Source organism: Granulosicoccus antarcticus IMCC3135, assembly GCF_002215215.1.
In the GTDB taxonomy this organism is placed as follows: Bacteria; Pseudomonadota; Gammaproteobacteria; order Granulosicoccales; family Granulosicoccaceae; genus Granulosicoccus; species Granulosicoccus antarcticus.
This window is the reverse complement of the sequence record NZ_CP018632.1, coordinates 5448110-5467194: the sequence shown is the minus strand read 5'-3', so window position 1 is coordinate 5467194 and position 19085 is coordinate 5448110. Positions and strand designations below refer to the sequence as shown.

The window sequence follows — 19085 nt, the reverse complement described above, 5'->3', positions numbered from 1 at the left end:
ATGAATGCCTTGACACCTTGTCCGCCCTGGTTAAGGGAGGACGGTGCCGCCCTGATGGAACGTTCACGTCAGGGGCGACTGCCACATGCCTTGTTGTTGAACGGTATAGACGGCATCGGAAAACGTGCCTTCGCCCAATGGCTGGCTGAGTCCTTATTGTGCCGAAAGCGCACTGAAACAGGTGCCTGTGGCAGTTGTGAATCCTGTCGTCAGTTGCTGGCAGGCTCCCACCCTGATTTCCGCAAACTGGTGCCTGAAGGTGCGAATGCGACCATCAAGGTCGATCCTGTTCGTGAGCTGGTGGAGTGGTTGCAGTTGACTGCCAGTGAAGGCAGTTATCGGGTGGCACTGCTGGAGCAGGCAGATACATTGAACCGCAATGCGGCTAACAGTCTGTTGAAAACACTTGAAGAACCCGGGGATCATGCGGTGCTGATTCTCAGTGCGACTCGCACGGGCGCATTGCCAGCCACGATTCGTAGTCGTTGTCAGAAAATCACGCTGAAAATGCATGACAGGCCGGCAGCAATCGAATGGTTGTCGCAGAATATGGAAGGAGCTGCGGAGACGGCCTTGCTGGAAGCAGGCGGAGGACCTTATGCCGCTCTGAACATGCAGAACAAGGAATTTCAGGATGCCCGTGAGTTACTTCTGAAAGCCTGGAAAGATCTGTTCGAGCATAAGGGGAGTGTGGGGCGTATCAGCGATTCACTGTCGAATCTGGATACCAGCTTGTGTCTGGCCACGTTCAGTCGTTGGGCTCTGCTGGCTGTGAAGCAGGAAGCAAATCTGCCTGCCGGTGCTGACCCTGATGTGTCATCGGTCATATCTGAGACACGACACCGTCTTTCAAACGAGACATGGTTCACGATTCACGATCGTTTATTGCAATTACATCGTTCTGACAGCGCCAGCTTCAAGACTCAGACTGTGCTGGAGGGAATATTTGCCGATATACGTCTCATGACTAACGGCTGAATGTTCCTCTATGACCGAAGAAACACGAAAAGGCATTATCTCTTTCTCCATCACTGACCGCGGCGCCCTGTATTCGTCGTATATGTCATTTGTTCAGAACGGTGGTGTCTTTGTTCCCACTGCACGTAACTACGAGATCGGTGACAAGGTCTTCATGCTGCTCAAGCTGATGGATGACCACAGCATCTCTCCGGTTAGCGGTACGGTCGTCTGGTTGACGCCGCCGGGTGCACAGGGCAGCAAAGTCGCTGGCATCGGTGTGCAGTTTTCCGAGGAAGATCACGGCAAGAACAAGTCGAATATCGAGCAACATCTGGCGGCGACGCTTCAGGGTGATCGACCGACACAAACCATGTAGCATCGTCTGGGCGGGGCTTTATTACTGGAGTGATGGGTGCCGCTCCGGTACGCTACACCCTTTTCAACATTCGGGTGACATCCAGAGCATGACAGCGGTTAAGAGCAAGGGCGATGGGCCTGGCAAGAAAAAAGGCCGGCGTTCGGTTGAGAGCATCATGGCTGACTACAAGGATGCTCGCCCCAGCGATGTTTCGGACAAGGTTTTCGTAGCCACCAGTGCCGTGCATGGAAAAGGCCTGTTTGCGGCCAAACGGCTCAAGGCGGGTACCGTGCTCAGTCGACTGCATGGCATGCCGACTTTTGATGATGGTATCTACGTACTTTGGATCACGGACGAAATAGGTCTTGAACTGACCAACGATCTCAAGTACATCAATCACGACAAAAACCCCAACGCCGCCTACTCGGATCTGGACGTCACTATCGTGCGCGATGTGAAAGCCGGTGAAGAGTTGTTGCACGACTACGGCTGGTAAACATCATGAGTCAATCAATCAAACAGCTGGAAAACCGTTTCCACCGTCTTGCACAGTTGGACCATGCAAGCACATTCCTGAGCTGGGATCAGATGGTGATGATGCCCAACGCGGGTAATGAGCCACGCTCGGCGGCATTGGCAGAGCTTGCGAGTCTCAGGCACGAGCTGCTGACGGCTCCGGAGGTCGGTGACTGGATTGGCGAGGCTGAGCTTGCGCTCGCTACCGATAGTTCAACAACTGAGTCTGATGCGACGACCGCGACCGCGCACGCGACGGCGAACGCGACGGCGCACATCCGGGAAATGAAGCGTAGCTGGCATCAAGCGATGGCCTTGCCTGCGGAGCTGGTGCATGCCAAGGTGATTGCCGGTTCTCGTTGTGAGCATGGCTGGCGTACTCAGCGTGGCAATAATGACTGGGCAGGCTTTCTGGAAAACTTCCGACCGGTGGTGGCACTGGCACGTGAAGAGGCGCAATGCCGCCAGGCACTGGCTCCTGAGCGCTTCGCGACCCCTTACGATGCACTGTTGGACCTGCACTGCACCGGTGACAGTCAAGCGTTGATTAGCGGTGTATTCGCACAACTCAAGCAAGAGCTGCCGGGTTTGATGCAGGAAGTCATGGAGCGCCAGGCATCGCAAAGCATCACTAGTCTGGAGGGCAGTTACCCCATTGCACAGCAGCAGGCTCTGAGTGAGTCCCTGATGAGTATGCTGGGTTTTGATTTTGAGTCGGGCAGGCTGGATGTCAGCATGCACCCATTCAGCACGGGTGTGAAAGGGGATCAACGTATTACCACGCGTTATCGCGAAACTGATTTTGCAGACGCCTTGCAGGCAACGGCTCACGAAACCGGGCATGCCGCCTATGAGTCAGGTCTGCCGGATGAATTGCAATCATTCCCTGTGGGTCGAGCCCGCAATATGTGTATTCACGAAAGCCAGAGTCTGCTGTTCGAAAAGCATCTCTTCCTGTCGCGATCCTTTGGCAAGGCCATGCTGGAACCTTTGCATCGGCACTTGCCGGCAACTGTTGCCTTTGACAGCGATGCCATCTGGATGGCGCAGACACGAGTCAAGCCCAGCTTCATCCGCGTCGAAGCTGATGAGGTCAGTTACCCGCTGCATGTCATGTTGCGCTATGACATTGAAAGTGCGTTGATCAATGGGAAAATGGAGGCGGATGATATTCCAGAAGCCTGGCAGGCTTCCTTGCAGAATTACCTGGGTCTGTCGGTCAGCGGTAATCACGCACTGGGTTGTCTGCAGGACATTCACTGGACAGATGGTGCATTCGGCTATTTTCCTTCCTACACGATGGGGGCGGTGAATGCGGCGCAGCTGGGGGCCTCATTCAAGCAGCAGCATCCTGAATGGCAGCAGCAGTTTGCCCAGGGTGATGTCGGTTTTGTCAGACAGTGGTTGTCGGACAATATCTGGAAGCACGGCTGCGCGCTGGAATCGCAGCAATTGATGAGTGCTGCGACAGGCGAGGGCAGTGATGCAAGGCATTTGCTAGCGCATTTACGCAGTCGCTATCTGCAGGATATCGACTAGGAGGCTGTCCGAGAATAGCGATCGTAGCGAGGGCGTGAGATCAGTCTATTTGTTGCGATTCAAACCATAGCCTTTGATTTTTCGATACAAGGTTGGTCGTGATATTCCGAGTGCCGTGGCCACTTTGGATAAATTGCCTTTTTCTCTATCAATGGTACGTTGAATGGCGATTGACTCGAGTTCGTCCAGATCCATGGGATTGTTCAATGACATGGAAGGCTCATTGCCGGACAGGAATGCGTTCGAATTCGGGTTGGCAATCTCTTCAGGTAAATCCGATGCCGATACAATACTTTTATGGTTCAACAGGCAGAGCCGTTCAATGATATTGCGCAGTTCACGAACGTTTCCAGGCCATCGATATTGATGAAGCGCACTGATGGTTGCTGCATCGAATCTAAGTTTTTCACGGCCGAATTTTCTGGATAATTTCTCATTGAAATAATCGATCAGCCGATCCAGATCCTGACCACGCTCACGAAGCGGCGGGATCTCGATGACGATGGTTCCAATGCGGTAGAACAGATCCTGGCGGAACCGACCGTTGATAATATCTTCGCGAATATTTCGGCTTGTCATGGCGATATGCTGTACATCGATCGGTCGCCGGATATCGCAGCCTACCCGGTAGATTGCACGTTGTTCAAGAGTGCGCAGCAGAAACGTCTGAAGTTCAATGGGCATATCGCCGACTTCATCAAGACAGAGTACGCCTCCATTGGCTCTTTCGAATTTACCCAGTTTGTCTTCACGAGAGAATCCCGGATGGGCTTCCACGACGTGACCGAACAGCTCGTTTCTGATCAACTCCGACGATAAGGTGGCGCAGTTGACGACGACATAAGGTGTTGTTCTGTTCGCCAGATGGCTATGTATCAAGCGTGCAAACATTTCCTTGCCGACACCTGTTTCGCCCTGTATCAATACAGGCACTTTCATTTCCGCAGCGCGATAGGCAAACTCGATGGCTTCCTGCATCTTCGGGCATTCGCCGACGATGTTGACTTCATCCTCCTGAACGCCTGAGCGCGGTTTTATGGAAATACCTGCGCTGGAAAAGCGCGGTGGCAGTGATGCTGACTGGTTATGGAATATCAAGGCAACGCCTTGAGTCTCTCCACCTGCCTTGATGAGGTCGATATCCTTGGTTGGCAGGGCGGGTGGCAATGCCGCTTCCAGCTCTCGAACAGACATATCGGGGTACAGGTCGAGCAGCTGAGTGCCGGCATCAAAGCGTCCGAATCCGTCCAGCTCCAATTGCTCTGTGTTGCGGCTGAATACCACCTTACCGCTGCTATTCAGCAGGACGATGACGCTGCTGCTGTCATGACGTCTGGGATTGCCAATGAATTCTTCCAGTAAGGTTGTGTGTTCTTCACGTTGTCGATGAGCCAGATGTAATTCGATTTCTCTCGCGGTAGAGACGACCAAAGCGACATTATGTGGTTGATGAATGCTGGACGGGCCAGACAGATCTATAACCCCAATCACTGATCGGTCCAATGCATCAATGATAGGAACGCCGACACAGGTCCAGGATTTGATGCCCTGGCAAAAGTGCTCCGATGCATGTACATACGTTGGCTTGCCGGTGCGCAAGGCGGTGCCGATACCGTTGGTTCCGATAACCTGCTCATCCCAGGCACCGCCGACTTCCAGATGAATCTCACGTCCCAGGTCCAGGGTCTGGGCATCACCGATGACATCGATGATGGTGCCCTCTGGATCGGTCAGTATCAGAATTGCGCCGGTCCCGCAAAGATGGGGGGCTAACCGGTCAAAGGCGGCACTGGCCGCTTCACACAAATGGCGATTCTTTCGTCTCAATGTATTGATGTGGTTTTCATCAACCCGTCGAGGTGACGAACTGGCCAGAGCACTGACTCCGGATGTGGAGCATCGTGCCCAGCTTGCCAGTATTTCAGGACGAACTGTTTTTTCGAGTTCTACGCTCGCAATATTTCCATCTACAAAACTTTCCCATGCGCGCATGGTGTCATAGTGGTGATACTCAGCTTCCCTGCTGGATGATGCAGTCTTTCGTCTTTGAGCGCTGCAGTAGTTTGTGCGCATTTTTCTGGTTTCTTCGAGAGAAGTGGTCACCGCTAGTTAGGCTGGTAGTCATGAAGTAGGTAGAAGGTTTGTCCGGGTCTATATGTCGAGTCTGTTTTTGATAACTTCGATGAATTTCAGCTGGATTTCATCGGATTCGATTACCACGCCATCCAGGTCAGCAAGCTTCTGTTCTGTCTCTTCGTCAACGGTTGCAAAGAAATCATTTGCGCTGGTCGCCAGAGCAAAATATTTCTGGTTTCCCTGAAAACGAATTGCGCCTAGATAATCCAGCTGTTTGCCGGACCGTACATCCATGACAATGACGCGATTATTCATGCTGACCCGCACCATGGGTTCGGGGGTCAGAGTCTTGCTGGATCCACCGACTATGTGAAGGTTCGATTGCAATGGTGCAGGGCTTTTCTTTGCCTCGGCCAGAGTTTTGCGGGATCGAGAATATCCACCGTTACTGATCTGATCTGCAAGGCGACTGATTGTTGGCCAGTTCTTGTTGATGACCCGTTTGGCATCGACATCTTCACGTCGTGGTCCTGATTTTCTGGAGATGATATCGACCATAAAACTGTCCTTAATGTGCAGCCACTTCAAATCACGAGGGCTGGTATCGGGATTGAGGTGCGGACAAGAAGATCCCCCAATCGCTATACACGAAAAATCAGGTTATCTTACTTATATCGCAATGTAAACACTGTTATCCGAGCCTTGGAGTCAGTCAGGTGTCAATTCAACAACCGACGAAGGCTCGGACTCTGTAAAGATTCTTATGATTAAACATCTTCGAGAAAAACAGATTTTCAGCGGGGCAGAGATGGTTACTGCCCGCTGAACCGCTTCGAAGATCCGGAAAGCGGGTGTTTGGTTCTTCAGTGTTGGGCCGCATGCTGCTCTTTGGGCTCCTGATTCTGAGCAATCCATTGAGCTGCCATCACCAGCGCTCCCATCGCAAAGTCCTTTCCATGGTCTTTGATCATTTCCTCGGAAATGGCGGAGACCTGAGAGAAGTACTTGTCTTTGCTGACTTCTTCTTCGGATAATTTGTCGTTCATTTTCTTTTCTTGCATGGTGGGTGTCTCTGTTTATTTGAAAAGTTTGTCAGGGAAGGTCACGACGGCGGCTTTACCGGATTTGAAAGCAATGCTCAGGTGTTCGCCGGTGTCCGACCAGGCCAGATCATTGACTTCAGTACCGTTCTCCTTATGCACCATCATTTCCTCGGGAGTACCGACACTGCTTATGGTGACCAGACCATCGGGATACCCTACCGCCACAAGGCTTCGCTTTGGGTGAGCTGCGAGCGTATTGACAATGACCATTCCCGGTTTGCCAGAGGATAGTGGGGTGCCTGGATGGTCTTTGCCGGGCAAATCCTCTGTCGACCATCCAGCGAGTCGGAATGCACCGGATGTGACGAGCGCCTTGCCGGCCTCATTGAAAGTGGCAATTTTGACCTTGCCGGGATATCCTTCAATTATCCGGGCTGTCCCCGCATTGGCATCGACGATCCAGAATGCATGAGTATTGGCGGTGCATGAGAGGTAATTCCCTGAGCTATCCCAGTTGATTTGACTGACCTCATTGATGCCATCTATATGGTGTATAGCGCTCGCAGGGTTTTTCTTGTCAATCAGTGTCAGAGAGCCTTCGCCCCAGGCAGCCAGTTGTTCACCGTCGGCAGAGAATGCCATACAGCTGATATGACGTTCTATATCTATTTCAGCCAGTACCTGCAGACTGCTTGCTTTGTAAACACAGATCGACAACGGTCCCGCAATTGCCAGAGTCTCGCCGCTGCGATCACTGCATAGTGATGTGATCTGTGGTCCGACAATCGAGTTGGCCTTCTCAATGCACTGACCCTGCGCTGTTATCTGATGTGGAACACCATCGGCGTCAACAGCCATGAACCCGTTTTCTCCGAAACGTACGATTGGCAGTTCGGCATTCAGCGCGATAGGGATGATCCTGGCTTCTGGAATTGGATTTTCCCGCTGGCGAATAGTTGTACGTCCGGTATCAGTTTCTATACGAGTGCGGCTTTTGGGACTTTCCGAATCCCTGGTAGTTGCCAGAGCAAGCTTTCCTGACTGAAGACGGAAGTAGACTGCTGAATCGGCTCGGTTGAAACCTGTTTGCACAACCTCGTCATCCAGAGTCCATGCTCTTGCCAATAAATCAAAAAGAGAAGTTCCTGCGGAACGGTTACCCACCATTTCATGCCTCCGAATTCAAAGTAGTTTCAATGTTGTTGTCTATTACTGCAAGGCTGGCCTCAAGCATATCTACATGAGACTGGCTGTTGGTGATTCTGGCCTCTGTTTCCGACTTACTCTTGATGTCTTCGGGAGATTGCGGCTGTTTCATCAATAGAACATCAATTCCGCTACTCACTCGCAGTATGCGCATATGTTCCGCAGTTGCCTGAGATAGCTTGCCGATCAACTCCGCTCGCTGGAGCATTAGGCTCTCTATAGTGTTTGATTCACCAGTCATGGTTTTAGTCCTCGGTTCTTTTCATGACAGGGGGCTTGTGTCGATTCAATAGACCCTGTTGCCTGCAAGAGTGCGATATCGGGTTTTGGAGAGCGCATCGGTTATGGAGAGCCGAATTTAATGTTGTAAGGAACAAGTCCCGTGATCTCGCATCGCAAAGACTATACGAAACATCGTCGCTCGTGAAGAGGTAAATGCAGTTTATATAGATATGAATGAGTCTAAATGCAGCTATGACCCTTGTAGTCATGTGTTTGTATTCTGAAAATATTCTTGATTGATCATTTTTTAATATCGGTGTTCTGACTTGCGTCATGCTTGTTGTTAGCTGAGTTGTTGACTCTGAATGGCCATGAAAACAGGGGTAATGAAGTGGAGTGTAAATATGGATAGTTTGTAATGTTTGAGATGAGTGTCTAGTTACATCGATATAATGCAGATCCGACCCCGCATTGTCGTTACATACTGATCTGCTTCATCTGAAAACTGTTTCAGAATGATTCACGCTGTAACGATACGTTACAAATGCTGATACAGCAGGCTTACAGTTACACAACTGCGTGAATTTCCCGCTGTGAATGTGGCCTTGAATACGTCGTTGCACAACGATTGATTCCCCAATACTGTGAGTGTCGTGAACTGAGCGACAAGATCATCGCCCCTTACTGATACCGATGAAAAGCGCGTACTTCAGGTCGCATGAATTGGCAGCAAAGATTGCTTCCATCAACCCTGCATTAACGGACTCAGCAGAAGGAGATACATGCCTTATGGCAATTACGCTAAACAAGATCACGTCTCAACGGGGCATTCCCGTAGGCGAGGCGACCAAGAAAATTGCGGACCTGGGTTGGAATCCAACCTACGTTCAGGAGGCCAGTACATACCCCACTGACTACAAGATCACCAAAGCACCACGTGACCCGATGAAGCAGGTGCTTCGCTCCTATTTTCCGATGGAAGAAGAGAAAGACAATCGAGTCTATGGCGCTCTGGATGCGGCGTTGCGCGGCGATATGTTCCGCAACGTAGAGCCGCGTTGGATTGAATGGATGAAACTGTTTCTGTCGATTATCCCGTTTCCCGAAATATCCGCTGCCCGCTCGATGGCGATGGTTGCCAGGCTTGCACCGGGTGAGGAGCTGCGTACAGGTTTTACCATGCAGATGGTCGATGAATTCCGGCATTCCACTATTCAGATGAATCTGAAAAAGTGGTATATGGAAAACTATATCGATCCGGCAGGTTTTGATATCACCGAAGAGGCTTTTGGCAAGTGTTATGCCACTACCATCGGTCGTCAGTTTGGTGAGGCATTCATTACCGGTGACACGATGACAGCTGCCTGCATGTACTTGACGGTCGTGGCAGAAACAGCCTTCACTAATACACTGTTCGTAGCCATGCCTTCCGAAGCGGCGCGAAATGGCGACTATGCATTGCCGACTGTATTTCTGTCGGTTCAATCAGATGAAAGCCGGCACATCGGAAACGGTCACTCTCTGTTGATGGCTGCGCTCAAAGAGCCTGAAAATCATCTGCTTCTCGAACGTGATCTTCGTTATGCATTCTGGCAGAACCACGCCATCGTGGATGCGGCTGTCGGCACGTTCATAGAATATGGCACAACCAATCGGGATAAGGATAAGGAGTCTTATGCCGAGATGTGGCATCGATGGATATTCGAAGACTACTATCGAACCTATATGCTGCCGCTTGAAAAGTACGGAATCAAGGTTCATCACGATGATGTTCAGGAGGCCTGGAAGCGCATTGTCGAAAAACGCTATGTGCACAAGGTTGCGCAATTCTTCTCCGTTGGCTGGCCCGTGAATTTCTGGCGTATTGAAGCTCAGACCGATAAGGATTTTGAGTGGTTCGAGCACAAGTATCCAGGTTGGTATGCAGAGTTCGGTGAGTATTGGAAATGGTATGCAAAGCTGAGTGTGCCTGGTGAGAAGGTGCTCGCGTTCAATGAAGAGGTGGGTTATGTATACCCACATCGTTGCTGGTCTTGCCTGGTTCCGTGCCTGATTCGTGAGGACATGGTCGTCGATACGATTGACGGCAAGTTGCACACGTTCGCTCATGAACTGGATCGCTGGACAGCGGTGGAAGCCTTCTCCGATGAGTATCAGGGTCGAGCTACGCCTGCCATGGGTGAGTTCTCCGGCAAGCGCGAATGGGAAACGCTTTATGACGGTTGGGATCTGGCCGACGTGGTCAAGGACCTCAACTTTGTACGCGAAGATGGCAAGACGCTGGTACCACAACCTCATCTGCGATTCGACGATAAGGACATGTGGAAGCTGGATGACATCCGCGGTAATACGATGACTTCACCGCTGAATGCGCTGCGAGCGATGAATGACACAGATCGTGTTGCTCATATCAAAGAATATCAAGCCGGATTCACGATCAACACCTGCAACTGAGTCTGCGTTTGAAGTAGGCGATGCGCAGAGGTGGGTTGAGCCTCTGCCATCGCACGACCACATCGCATCCCAATAAAAATTGCAGAGAATTCGATTTCAGGAGCTGTTAGATATGAGTGAAGTCTATAACGTACGGTTGGAACCGGTAGGGCTGGAGTTTGAAGTCCAGGAAGATGAAACAATTCTTGATGCTGCGTTTCGACAGGGTATTGCCTTGCCTCACGGGTGCAAGGAGGGGCAATGCTCCGCTTGTAAGTGCATAAAGCTCGAAGGTGAGATCGAACTGCTCAAGCATTCAACATTTGCATTGAATGACTTCGAGCGAGAAAGTGACCACATTCTGATGTGTTGTACCAAGGCCTATAGTGATATCGAAATCGAGTTGCTCAATTTTGATGAAGAGTTGTTGTCCAGATCGATTCCCGTCAAAACCTACGAAGGCAAGATCGTCGATTTCAGCGCTCTTTCACATGATATTCGTGGCGTGGATATAGAGATAGACGCGCCGTTGAAGTTCTGGGCAGGGCAGTACGTGGATATCACGGTATCGACAGCTGGTGGAGAGACGATTACACGTTCCTTCTCCATGGCCAACCCACCCAGCGAAGCTCAGAAGTTGTCATTCATTATCAAGAAATATCCTGATGGACGATTTTCAAATGAACTGGACGATGGCGGTATCAAAGTAGGTGCCTCCGTCAGTATTTCAGGCCCATTCGGAATGTGCTTCAGGCGTGAAGAGCGAGAAGGGCCAGTTATTCTCGTTGGTGCTGGCTCCGGTATGTCGCCAGTCTGGTCCATTCTCAACGACCAGGTGGTGAGCGCAGAGGATAGGCAGATTCTATTCTTCTACGGAGCACGTACCGAGAATGATCTGATCAAGCTGGAGGAGATAAAAAGTCTTACCGAGCAATATCCTCTGGTCGAATTCATACCGGTACTCAGTCATGCAGAAGAGGATTCAGACTGGACCGGTGAGCGTGGATTCGTTCACGAAAGTGTCGAGCGTCGACTTCAGGAACTGGATATTCAGGGGCAAGGTGACGTTTATGCTTGCGGGCCACCGCCAATGATCGAAGCGTTGGCACCGATACTGTTCATGAATGATTTTGAAACCGATCGAATTTTCTTCGACAAATTCACACCGACTTCAGGTTCCTCGTCGGTCCACTAACAAACCATCATCAACAATACCCAGTGGAGATTATCATGGTAGCAACATCCAGTTCAGTCGGCTCAGGTGCAGCCGGCGCGGCAACATTTGTCGGTTCCAACAGTAGAAAGTACAACTACTTTGAGCCGCGAGGTAGGCGAGCAACGCACTACGAGGATGTCACAGTAGACGTTCAACCGGATCCTGAGCGCTATCTGATACAGGACTGGATCATAGATTTTCGCGGTGGCAAAGGTGCTGGTGCGTATCGCAAGGAAGATACGGCTATCAAGAGCTCCAATTGGCATGATTACCGTGCACCCGATCAGGAATGGGAAAGAACCCACTACCAGCGGCAAGCCAGAATTGAAACGATGGTGCAGGGCGTGGTTTCCAATGCGCGAAAAACGGGCGCACACAAGGCTTTAGATCAGTCCTGGAACAAGGTCCTGAAAACACATATGAGTGCCTGGAAGCATGTCGAGTTTGGGTTGGGAACATCGTTGATGCAAGCACAGCGTTATGGTTATACGCAGATGATCAACAATGCAATACTGACCAATTCATCCTACAAGCTGCGTTTGTCACAGGACATCACGTTGTTCCTTGCTGAAATCGGTATGGACATAGAGGGATGGGATGATGAGCTGGGTAAGAAAGCATGGTTGGAAGATCCCATTTGGCAAGGTTGCCGTGAAGCAATTGAAACCATCATGGGAACTGAAGATTATCTGGAGCAGTACTTCGCCATCAACATCATCTTCGAGCCATTGGTTGGTGAGTTGTTTCGCTCAGGATTTCTGATGCAGGCAGCAGCTGCCAATAATGATTTCATGACGCCCGCCGTGATTTCTGCCGCCGAAGCTGATTACGAGCGCAACCTGGCGAACACCATCGATCTGATGTATGTGCTGATTAATGATGAGCAGTTTGCTGAGCAGAATAAATCCGTCTTTCAGTCCTGGGTCGACAAGCATGGTGCTTTGGCAGAGAAAGCTGCTAACAGCTTGCAACCGATCTGGTCACAGGCACATTCCAAACCTGTGTCTTTCCAGGACGTAAAAGCCATCTCGCATGAACGCGTAGATCATATTCTGAGCGAACTCGGCCTTAGCCGCTAAATACAAGGAGCACTTCGAATGTCAGAGTCAGCGCGTAATTCGACAAATCAGAATGTCTTCAAGTCGATGAAAGACATCAAGTTCGATCAAACCATCTCACACCAATGTGGTGTGACAATGAATGATTCCGTGGAGGCCCGTGCCATTGCCGAGTTCATGGACGAGGACCCTGCGGTAACCGTGACTCATAACCCGGCCACCATACGCGTGGATGGTGAAGGCAAGCTGGTATTCAAGATGGATGAGATCGGTGAGTTTCTGGGTCGGGAAATGACGGCGGAGATCTTTGAAGTAAATACGTCCACTCACTATGGGCGCATGGTCCGCGTTGATGAGAACACCATCATTCTCTATGGAAACATGGAGGATATGTTCGAGTATATCGAGTGATTCTCTGACAGCTTCAGGTCTGAAAAACGACGTCGGATTATCAGTCCGAGTCAAACCTTCTGTAGGGGGACAGCCTTGTTATTTAACTCGGCAAGAGTGTTCAAGGTGAGTCGCTCTGCAGAAGGCGTTTTACTCTATCTTCATATCAGGGAATCCGGTCAATAGGCCAGCCTCTGAATCCAGGAACTGCCAGATCGTTCCAGCTACTTCAAGGACAATTGAATTTTATGGCAAAGCTACTTCTCCACGGCTCCGACGCACGGCGTGCTCTTGCAAAAGGGGTCGCACAACTGGCAGCGTCTGTCGAACCAACGCTTGGGCCCAAAGGACTCAATGCAATGGTAGACCGCCCGATAGGTACTCCCATTGTGACCCGTGACGGTGTCTCGATTGCTGGCGAGATTGAATTGTCAGACCGATTCGAGAACATGGGGGCACAAGTTGTCAGGGAAGTCTCTATGCAGACAAATGAGGTGGCTGGTGATGGCACGACGACGGCCATGGTATTGGCAAATGCACTGATTCAAAAAGGCGTGAACATCAATGACGGGAAAGTCAGGCCGGTAGATCTATGTAAAGGCATCGATATTGCCGTACAGCTTGTCGTTGACGAGCTTTTGCAGAGCGCGCGCAGCTGCGATGAGCACCCTGAGTATCTGACTGCTGTTGCTACCGTAGCTGCAACAGATCCAAAGCTGGGTGCCATGGTGGCGGAGGCCTATCATCGAGTGGGCAAGGAGGGGGTCATTAGTGCGGATTACTCGGTGACTGTCAACACCACGCTTGATGTCGTCGAGGGTATGTCGTTTGAACGAGGCTACCTTTCCCACCATATGGTGACCAATGAAGAGAAGATGGAAGCGGTGCTTGAGAACCCACTCATTCTCATGACGGATCACAAGATTCTTGATCCGAGCCATCTGGCCAAGGCACGGGAGATTGCCCAGGGCGAAGGTCGTCCGCTCTTGATCATTGCCGAAGAAATTGCACCCTCGGTAGTTGTCTCTTTAATGGACGATGATGGTGTCGGAAAATACTTGATTGTTCATCCACCAGAATACGGGCATTGGCGCACCGCCATGATGGATGATCTGGCCATCCTGACAGGGGGAGAGGTCGTGGCGCGTGATCTGGGCAAGACCATCGACAACATTACTTTGAAGCAACTGGGTGGTGCCGAAAGAGTCATCGCCAGCTCCTCGTTTACCAGTATTGTTCGTGGCAATGGCGACAGTGCTGCGATCAAGGCAAGAAAAGCGCAAGTCCAGCGTCAGCATGATGCTTCGCCTCCCAATATCAACCAGGACAAATTACGAGAGAGACTCTCCAAACTATCGGGTGGCATGGCGGTCATCAGTGTCGGTGGGTTCACGCCAGTAGAGCAGAAGCGCAAGATCCAATTGATCGAAGATTCGCTGTGTGCCGTGCAAGCAGCTGCGGAGGATGGCGTTGTTGCCGGTGGTGGTACTGCCCTGGCACAGATTGGTCATAAACTGGAAGAGGTAAGTGCAGACAATGAAGGCGATGTACGTACAGGGATAGAACTACTGTGTTCCGTGCTGACACGGCCATTGGAAAGAATCGCATTCAATGCCGGTGCCGATGCCGATGCGGTGAAAGCAGATGTTCTGGCGTCGAATTCAGGGCGAGGCTATGACGCATCCATTGGCGAATACAACGATATGTTCAAGGCCGGAATTATCGACCCTGTGAGAGTGACCACTAGTGCGCTGGTCAATGCGGCTTCTGTTGCAACACTTATCCTGACGACAGAGACGTTGATAGCTGATCTGGCTGAAGGCGAGGCTGATCCTACTGCAGGTCCGGCCCTTGGTGGTGGGGCTGAGCTTCTGGGGCGTCCCTGATTTTAATATCAGGATCTGTTGAAGTGAGCAATAGCGTAAGGCTTGCGCTTACGCTCATTTTCCGGTAGGAATTGAAGGGCTTGTAACGTCACTGTCGTTTCAAGCAGGTAAGGGCTGATTGAGTATTTTACGAGCCCTAAGCACTAATGGAGTCTGGAGGAGTGAAAATGGTTGATATATCCAATATTAAAACTATTGAGTTTGTACGTAACAAAGCACCTGTTGCAGGAAAGATGACCCGCCGTCAGCTTTTGAAACGAGGGGTTGGAATTGGTGCTGGTTTGATGGTTGGTAACGGATTTCTTGCCGCTGGTAATGCCGCCTGGGCACTGGAAACAAAAACGTTATCGCCCGAAGTAATGGCAACGCTGGTGCAGATGGCGCGAGACATCTATCCTCACGACAGATTTGGTGATGAACTCTACGCGATAGCTGTAAAGGGGCATGAAGAAAAAGCCGAAGAAGATGCCGACTACAAGGCAATGATTGAGGCAGGCATCGCGAGTCTGGATGAAATGGCGAAGGCGAATGGGCATGGGTCTTATGTAGGTACCGGTTGGGAAATTGACCGGGTTGCCATTCTTAAAACAATGGAACAGGAAGGTTTTTTTCAAACTGTGAGGGGTGGGCTTGTAGTGAGTCTGTACAACCAACATGAGGTCTGGTCTATTTTGGGCTATGAGGGGTCTTCATTTGAAAAAGGTGGATACCTGGAACGTGGATTTGATGATGTTAACTGGCTTTGATGAGGGTAGTTGCTCAGGCACAGTAATCATTGATTTCAATCGCGAGGCTTCTGGCGATACACGGTTCCAAATTCTAAACAGACAAAGAGAACAAAAACATGGCAGCTCCCTATGATTTAAATGATGACAGTGTGGTTGTTATCATCGGCACCGGTGCAGGTGGCGGCACACTGGCAAATGAATTGGCCCAGAAGGGCATTGACGTTGTTGCTCTGGAAGCCGGTGCCAGACACCTGCCTGCCGACTACCTGAATGATGAATGGGCAAGCTTCGGGCAGCTTGCCTGGACAGACATGCGGACTACTTCGGGCGATTGGCGAGTCGCGAAGGATTTTCCCAACCTGCCAGCCTGGATCGTGAAAGCGGTCGGTGGTTCTACCGTACACTGGGCAGGTGCTTCTCTGCGTATTCAGGATCATGAATTTCGTGCCAAGACAGAATATGGCGATGTTCCCGGCGCCAATCTTCTTGACTGGCCTGTGACTCTGAAGGAGTTAGAGCCCTACTATGCCAAAGCTGAAGACAAGATGGGGGTCACGCGTACCAACGATATCCCCGGATTGCCGGGTAATAATAATTTCAAGGTCATGAAGGCTGGGGCAGACAAACTGGGTTACAAGGAGTGCCACTCAGGACGTATGGCTATCAATTCACAGCCACGTGATGATCGCGGTTCTTGTCGGCAGCTGGGGTTCTGTTTCCAGGGTTGTAAAATGGGGGCGAAGTGGTCAACTGCCTATACTGAAATTCCCAAGGGTGAGGCGACTGGCAAACTTGAAGTCCGTGAGCAGGCGCATGTGCTCAAAATAGAACACGATGACAAGGGTAAAGTCAGTGGTGTTCTGTATCAGGATGCCGATGGCAATCAACAGTTGCAGAAAGCACGGGTAGTCTGTGTCGCGGGCAATTCGATAGAGAGCCCGAGAATTCTGCTTAATTCTTCCTCCTCCATGTTTCCGGACGGTCTGGCTAACTCGTCGGGGCAGGTTGGTAAGAACTATATGCGTCACATGACCGGTTCGGTCTATGGCGTGTTTGAAGAGCCGGTACATATGTATCGTGGTACCACGATGGCCGGTATCATTTCCGATGAAGCCCGTCTGGACCCCAGTCGCGGGTTTGTCGGGGGCTTCGAGATGGAGACATTGTCACTGGGTGTGCCTTTCATGGCAGCTTTTCTGAATCCGGGCGGATGGGGACGGGAGTTCACCGCTGCCATGGATGGGTACGAGAATATGGCAGGCATGTGGCTCGTTGGTGAAGATATGCCGCAGGAAACCAACGGTATTACCTTGTCTGATGCAAAGGATCAGTTTGGTATGCCGGTAGCCAATGTCCATTTCGACGACCACCCCAACGACATTGCGATGCGCAACTATGCGTATAAGAAGGGGATGGAGCTGTATGACTCAGTGGGTGCAACTCAGACATATCCCACGCCACCGTATCCTTCCACTCATAACATGGGAACAAACCGCATGAGTGCAGATGCCTCGCTGGGTGTCGTCAACAAGTTCGGGCAAGCTCATGACATTGACAATCTGTTTGTCTCTGATGGTAGTCAGTTCACCACAGGAGCGGCCGAGAACCCGACGTTAACCATTGTCAGCCTGGCCATTCGTCAAGCTGACTATATTGCGGAGGCCATGAAGTCCAAAATGATCTGATTTCGTGAACGAACCCCCGGAAGCTATTCGTCGTGTTCCCCCAGATTGGGGGCACGACGTTGGGCAATTCAGGTAATTGCAGAGGCTTGCATAGACGTCGAAACTGACCGTCATTACCTACCCGCTATGATCAAGTGCCCAATCGCTGATAGGGGGTTGCACTTAAGATTTTAAACCGTAGAAGCCGACTCTGACAGCAAAAGAAGAAAATGTAGGAATCAGATGCTCAACCGGTCATGGCAATTGACGCAAAGACCGGTCAAGTTAGTCGAAGTCAAACAGAATTAGTCTGCTTATTCCCTGTCCAGCGTGTAAACGGTACCGTTCAACAGCTCATATTGTACAAGCCCGAAATCCTTGGCAACCACCAGTCGAACCCACTGTGCCTCTTCATCAACCAACCCGCTGGTGAATCGCTCGTTGTTGTCATTGAATGTGTGCTGAAGCAGATCCACATAGACATTTCCGTCGATGGTGGCTTCAGGGAAGTAGCTCCCATTGCCGGGCCAGGTTGTATTCTCGGTTGGATTCAATGTGGTATTAAACTCAAGATCATCTACATACCACCAATCCCTTACGTTTGAATCGGTGTCCGTGCCCACAGGATTCTGCGTATTCACTACCAGAGTCACACTCTGATTGTCTATTGGCTGATCTCCACGGATTTGCCTCTGAAGGAAATCGAACTCGTAGGCAATATCTGCATTGGCTTGCACATACAGATACTTCGCTGTTTCATAACAAGGCACCAGATTGGAATCCGAACCGTTTGAGGTGCTGACTCTAGGACCTGTTTTGTCAATCGACTGCAAAGCATAGGTCTTGCGGTTGCCGGCATTATCAACGAAGGAGCGTGTCTCTCCCAAGCCGTCATTGCCTGTCCATGCCTCTGCCAATGGATGATTAAACCCGTCGCAGTTGCGCGAAGATGAATCACAACCGGTCAGAACAAATAAACCTAGAAAAACCGCCAGGCAGTGGTGTTTTCTCATACTAGTGGATGCTCATGCAATTGATTGATGTCAAACAGAGTTCGTCTGCTTATTCCCTGTCCAGCGTGTAAACGGTACCTTTCAACAGCTCATATTGTACAAGCCCGAAATCCTTGGCAACCACCAGTCGAACCCACTGTGCCTCTTCATCAACCAACCCGCTGGTGAATCGTTCGCTGTTGTCATTGAATGTGTGCTGAAGCAGATCCACATAGACATTTCCGTCGATGGTGGCTTCAGGGAAATAGCTCCCATTGCCGGGCCAGGTTGTATTCTCGGTTGGATTCAATGTGGTATTAAACTCAAGATCATCTACATACCACCAATCCCTTACGTTTGAATCGGTGTCCGTGCCCACAGGATTCTGCGTATTCACTACCAGAGTCACACTCTGATTGTCTATTGGCTGATCTCCACGGATTTGCCTCTGAAGGAAATCGAACTCGTAGGCAATATCTGCATTGGCTTGCACATACAGATACTTCGCTGTTTCATAACAAGGCACCAGATTGGAATCCGAACCGTTTGAGGTGCTGACTCTAGGACCTGTTTTGTCAATCGACTGCAAAGCATAGGTCTTGCGGTTGCCGGCATTATCAACGAAGGAGCGTGTCTCTCCCAAGCCGTCATTGCCTGTCCATGCCTCTGCCAATGGATGATTAAACCCGTCGCAGTTGCGCGAAGATGAATCACAACCGCTCAGAACAAATAAACATAGAAAAACCGCCAGGCTGTGGTGTTTTCTCATATTAGTGGATGCTCATGCAATTGATTGAT

The 19085-nt window shown here is 50.7% G+C and carries 18 protein-coding genes; 11 read left to right on the top strand and 7 right to left on the bottom strand.

Features of this window, described 5'->3' with window-relative positions:
• The 4 genes from holB to IMCC3135_RS23670 all read left to right on the top strand — a co-directional run bounded on the left by holB (window position 1) and on the right by IMCC3135_RS23670 (window position 3373).
• Complete coding sequence (holB, locus tag IMCC3135_RS23685; protein WP_088919841.1) at window positions 1–978, top strand: DNA polymerase III subunit delta'; 978 nt, start codon at window positions 1–3, stop codon at window positions 976–978.
• Window positions 979–988: 10 nt separating this feature from the next.
• Window positions 989–1336, top strand: coding sequence for a PilZ domain-containing protein (locus IMCC3135_RS23680; RefSeq protein ID WP_088919840.1), 348 nt, complete (start codon window positions 989–991; stop codon window positions 1334–1336).
• Between the two features lie 88 nt (window positions 1337–1424).
• On the top strand, window positions 1425–1814 hold the full coding sequence (locus tag IMCC3135_RS23675) for an SET domain-containing protein (RefSeq protein WP_205737688.1): 390 nt from the start codon (window positions 1425–1427) through the stop codon (window positions 1812–1814).
• Between the two features lie 5 nt (window positions 1815–1819).
• Window positions 1820–3373, top strand: coding sequence for a carboxypeptidase M32 (locus IMCC3135_RS23670; protein ID WP_088919839.1), 1554 nt, complete (start codon window positions 1820–1822; stop codon window positions 3371–3373).
• A gap of 45 nt (window positions 3374–3418) precedes the next feature.
• On the opposite strand, the gene IMCC3135_RS23665 is transcribed toward IMCC3135_RS23670, so the two are convergent.
• The 5 genes from IMCC3135_RS23665 to IMCC3135_RS23645 all read right to left on the bottom strand — a co-directional run bounded on the left by IMCC3135_RS23665 (window position 3419) and on the right by IMCC3135_RS23645 (window position 7939).
• Complete coding sequence (locus tag IMCC3135_RS23665; RefSeq protein ID WP_169727520.1) at window positions 3419–5365, bottom strand: sigma-54-dependent Fis family transcriptional regulator; 1947 nt, start codon at window positions 5363–5365, stop codon at window positions 3419–3421.
• Between the two features lie 159 nt (window positions 5366–5524).
• Window positions 5525–6007: a hypothetical protein gene (locus tag IMCC3135_RS23660; RefSeq protein ID WP_088919837.1), complete on the bottom strand. Its 483-nt coding sequence runs from the start codon at window positions 6005–6007 to the stop codon at window positions 5525–5527.
• A 305-nt stretch (window positions 6008–6312) separates the two neighbouring features.
• Window positions 6313–6510: a hypothetical protein gene (locus tag IMCC3135_RS23655; RefSeq protein ID WP_205737687.1), complete on the bottom strand. Its 198-nt coding sequence runs from the start codon at window positions 6508–6510 to the stop codon at window positions 6313–6315.
• Between the two features lie 15 nt (window positions 6511–6525).
• Window positions 6526–7659 (bottom strand): WD40 repeat domain-containing protein, encoded by a 1134-nt coding sequence (locus tag IMCC3135_RS23650; RefSeq protein WP_088919836.1) that lies wholly within the window; start codon window positions 7657–7659, stop codon window positions 6526–6528.
• Between the two features lies 1 nt (window position 7660).
• On the bottom strand, window positions 7661–7939 hold the full coding sequence (locus tag IMCC3135_RS23645) for a hypothetical protein (protein WP_157736231.1): 279 nt from the start codon (window positions 7937–7939) through the stop codon (window positions 7661–7663).
• Between the two features lie 770 nt (window positions 7940–8709).
• On the opposite strand from IMCC3135_RS23645, the gene IMCC3135_RS23640 reads away from it, so the two are divergent.
• The 7 genes from IMCC3135_RS23640 to IMCC3135_RS23610 all read left to right on the top strand — a co-directional run bounded on the left by IMCC3135_RS23640 (window position 8710) and on the right by IMCC3135_RS23610 (window position 17316).
• Window positions 8710–10374: an aromatic/alkene/methane monooxygenase hydroxylase/oxygenase subunit alpha gene (locus tag IMCC3135_RS23640; protein ID WP_088922033.1), complete on the top strand. Its 1665-nt coding sequence runs from the start codon at window positions 8710–8712 to the stop codon at window positions 10372–10374.
• A gap of 112 nt (window positions 10375–10486) precedes the next feature.
• Window positions 10487–11548: an NADH:ubiquinone reductase (Na(+)-transporting) subunit F gene (locus tag IMCC3135_RS23635; protein ID WP_088919834.1), complete on the top strand. Its 1062-nt coding sequence runs from the start codon at window positions 10487–10489 to the stop codon at window positions 11546–11548.
• 35 nt (window positions 11549–11583) lie between these two features.
• Window positions 11584–12648 (top strand): aromatic/alkene monooxygenase hydroxylase subunit beta, encoded by a 1065-nt coding sequence (locus IMCC3135_RS23630; protein WP_088922032.1) that lies wholly within the window; start codon window positions 11584–11586, stop codon window positions 12646–12648.
• An 18-nt stretch (window positions 12649–12666) separates the two neighbouring features.
• The gene (locus IMCC3135_RS23625; protein WP_088919833.1) at window positions 12667–13038 is read left to right on the top strand and encodes an MmoB/DmpM family protein; all 372 of its coding nucleotides are present in this window, start codon (window positions 12667–12669) and stop codon (window positions 13036–13038) included.
• 227 nt (window positions 13039–13265) lie between these two features.
• A complete protein-coding gene (groEL, locus tag IMCC3135_RS23620) occupies window positions 13266–14903 on the top strand; it encodes a molecular chaperone GroEL (protein WP_088919832.1) in 1638 nt (545 codons plus the stop codon).
• A gap of 167 nt (window positions 14904–15070) precedes the next feature.
• Window positions 15071–15649 (top strand): Twin-arginine translocation pathway signal, encoded by a 579-nt coding sequence (locus IMCC3135_RS23615; protein ID WP_205737686.1) that lies wholly within the window; start codon window positions 15071–15073, stop codon window positions 15647–15649.
• 98 nt (window positions 15650–15747) lie between these two features.
• Window positions 15748–17316, top strand: a complete 1569-nt coding sequence (locus tag IMCC3135_RS23610) for a GMC family oxidoreductase (RefSeq protein ID WP_088919831.1) — start codon at window positions 15748–15750, stop codon at window positions 17314–17316.
• A gap of 293 nt (window positions 17317–17609) precedes the next feature.
• Here the strand turns inward: IMCC3135_RS23610 and IMCC3135_RS23605 are convergent, their stop codons facing one another.
• Window positions 17610–18308 carry a hypothetical protein gene (locus IMCC3135_RS23605; RefSeq protein WP_088919830.1) on the bottom strand — a complete coding sequence of 233 codons (699 nt, stop codon included), beginning with the start codon at window positions 18306–18308 and terminating at the stop codon, window positions 17610–17612.
• Between the two features lie 49 nt (window positions 18309–18357).
• A complete protein-coding gene (locus IMCC3135_RS23600; protein WP_088919829.1) occupies window positions 18358–19056 on the bottom strand; it encodes a hypothetical protein in 699 nt (232 codons plus the stop codon).
• Window positions 19057–19085: the final 29 nt, after the last annotated feature.

What these genes read in the sequence shown, in the direction of transcription:
- groEL (WP_088919832.1), top strand. Translation starts at nt 13,266, where the DNA reads ATGGCAAAGCTACTTCTCCACGGCTCCGACGCACGGCGTGCTCTTGCA.
- IMCC3135_RS23625 (WP_088919833.1), top strand. Translation starts at nt 12,667, where the DNA reads ATGTCAGAGTCAGCGCGTAATTCGACAAATCAGAATGTCTTCAAGTCG.
- IMCC3135_RS23650 (WP_088919836.1), bottom strand. Translation starts at nt 7,659, where the DNA reads ATGGTGGGTAACCGTTCCGCAGGAACTTCTCTTTTTGATTTATTGGCA.
- IMCC3135_RS23635 (WP_088919834.1), top strand. Translation starts at nt 10,487, where the DNA reads ATGAGTGAAGTCTATAACGTACGGTTGGAACCGGTAGGGCTGGAGTTT.
- IMCC3135_RS23605 (WP_088919830.1), bottom strand. Translation starts at nt 18,308, where the DNA reads ATGAGAAAACACCACTGCCTGGCGGTTTTTCTAGGTTTATTTGTTCTG.
- holB (WP_088919841.1), top strand. Translation starts at nt 1, where the DNA reads ATGAATGCCTTGACACCTTGTCCGCCCTGGTTAAGGGAGGACGGTGCC.
- IMCC3135_RS23660 (WP_088919837.1), bottom strand. Translation starts at nt 6,007, where the DNA reads ATGGTCGATATCATCTCCAGAAAATCAGGACCACGACGTGAAGATGTC.
- IMCC3135_RS23645 (WP_157736231.1), bottom strand. Translation starts at nt 7,939, where the DNA reads ATGACTGGTGAATCAAACACTATAGAGAGCCTAATGCTCCAGCGAGCG.
- IMCC3135_RS23630 (WP_088922032.1), top strand. Translation starts at nt 11,584, where the DNA reads ATGGTAGCAACATCCAGTTCAGTCGGCTCAGGTGCAGCCGGCGCGGCA.
- IMCC3135_RS23615 (WP_205737686.1), top strand. Translation starts at nt 15,071, where the DNA reads ATGGTTGATATATCCAATATTAAAACTATTGAGTTTGTACGTAACAAA.
- IMCC3135_RS23680 (WP_088919840.1), top strand. Translation starts at nt 989, where the DNA reads ATGACCGAAGAAACACGAAAAGGCATTATCTCTTTCTCCATCACTGAC.
- IMCC3135_RS23665 (WP_169727520.1), bottom strand. Translation starts at nt 5,365, where the DNA reads ATGCGCGCATGGGAAAGTTTTGTAGATGGAAATATTGCGAGCGTAGAA.
- IMCC3135_RS23655 (WP_205737687.1), bottom strand. Translation starts at nt 6,510, where the DNA reads ATGCAAGAAAAGAAAATGAACGACAAATTATCCGAAGAAGAAGTCAGC.
- IMCC3135_RS23610 (WP_088919831.1), top strand. Translation starts at nt 15,748, where the DNA reads ATGGCAGCTCCCTATGATTTAAATGATGACAGTGTGGTTGTTATCATC.
- IMCC3135_RS23600 (WP_088919829.1), bottom strand. Translation starts at nt 19,056, where the DNA reads ATGAGAAAACACCACAGCCTGGCGGTTTTTCTATGTTTATTTGTTCTG.
- IMCC3135_RS23640 (WP_088922033.1), top strand. Translation starts at nt 8,710, where the DNA reads ATGGCAATTACGCTAAACAAGATCACGTCTCAACGGGGCATTCCCGTA.
- IMCC3135_RS23670 (WP_088919839.1), top strand. Translation starts at nt 1,820, where the DNA reads ATGAGTCAATCAATCAAACAGCTGGAAAACCGTTTCCACCGTCTTGCA.
- IMCC3135_RS23675 (WP_205737688.1), top strand. Translation starts at nt 1,425, where the DNA reads ATGACAGCGGTTAAGAGCAAGGGCGATGGGCCTGGCAAGAAAAAAGGC.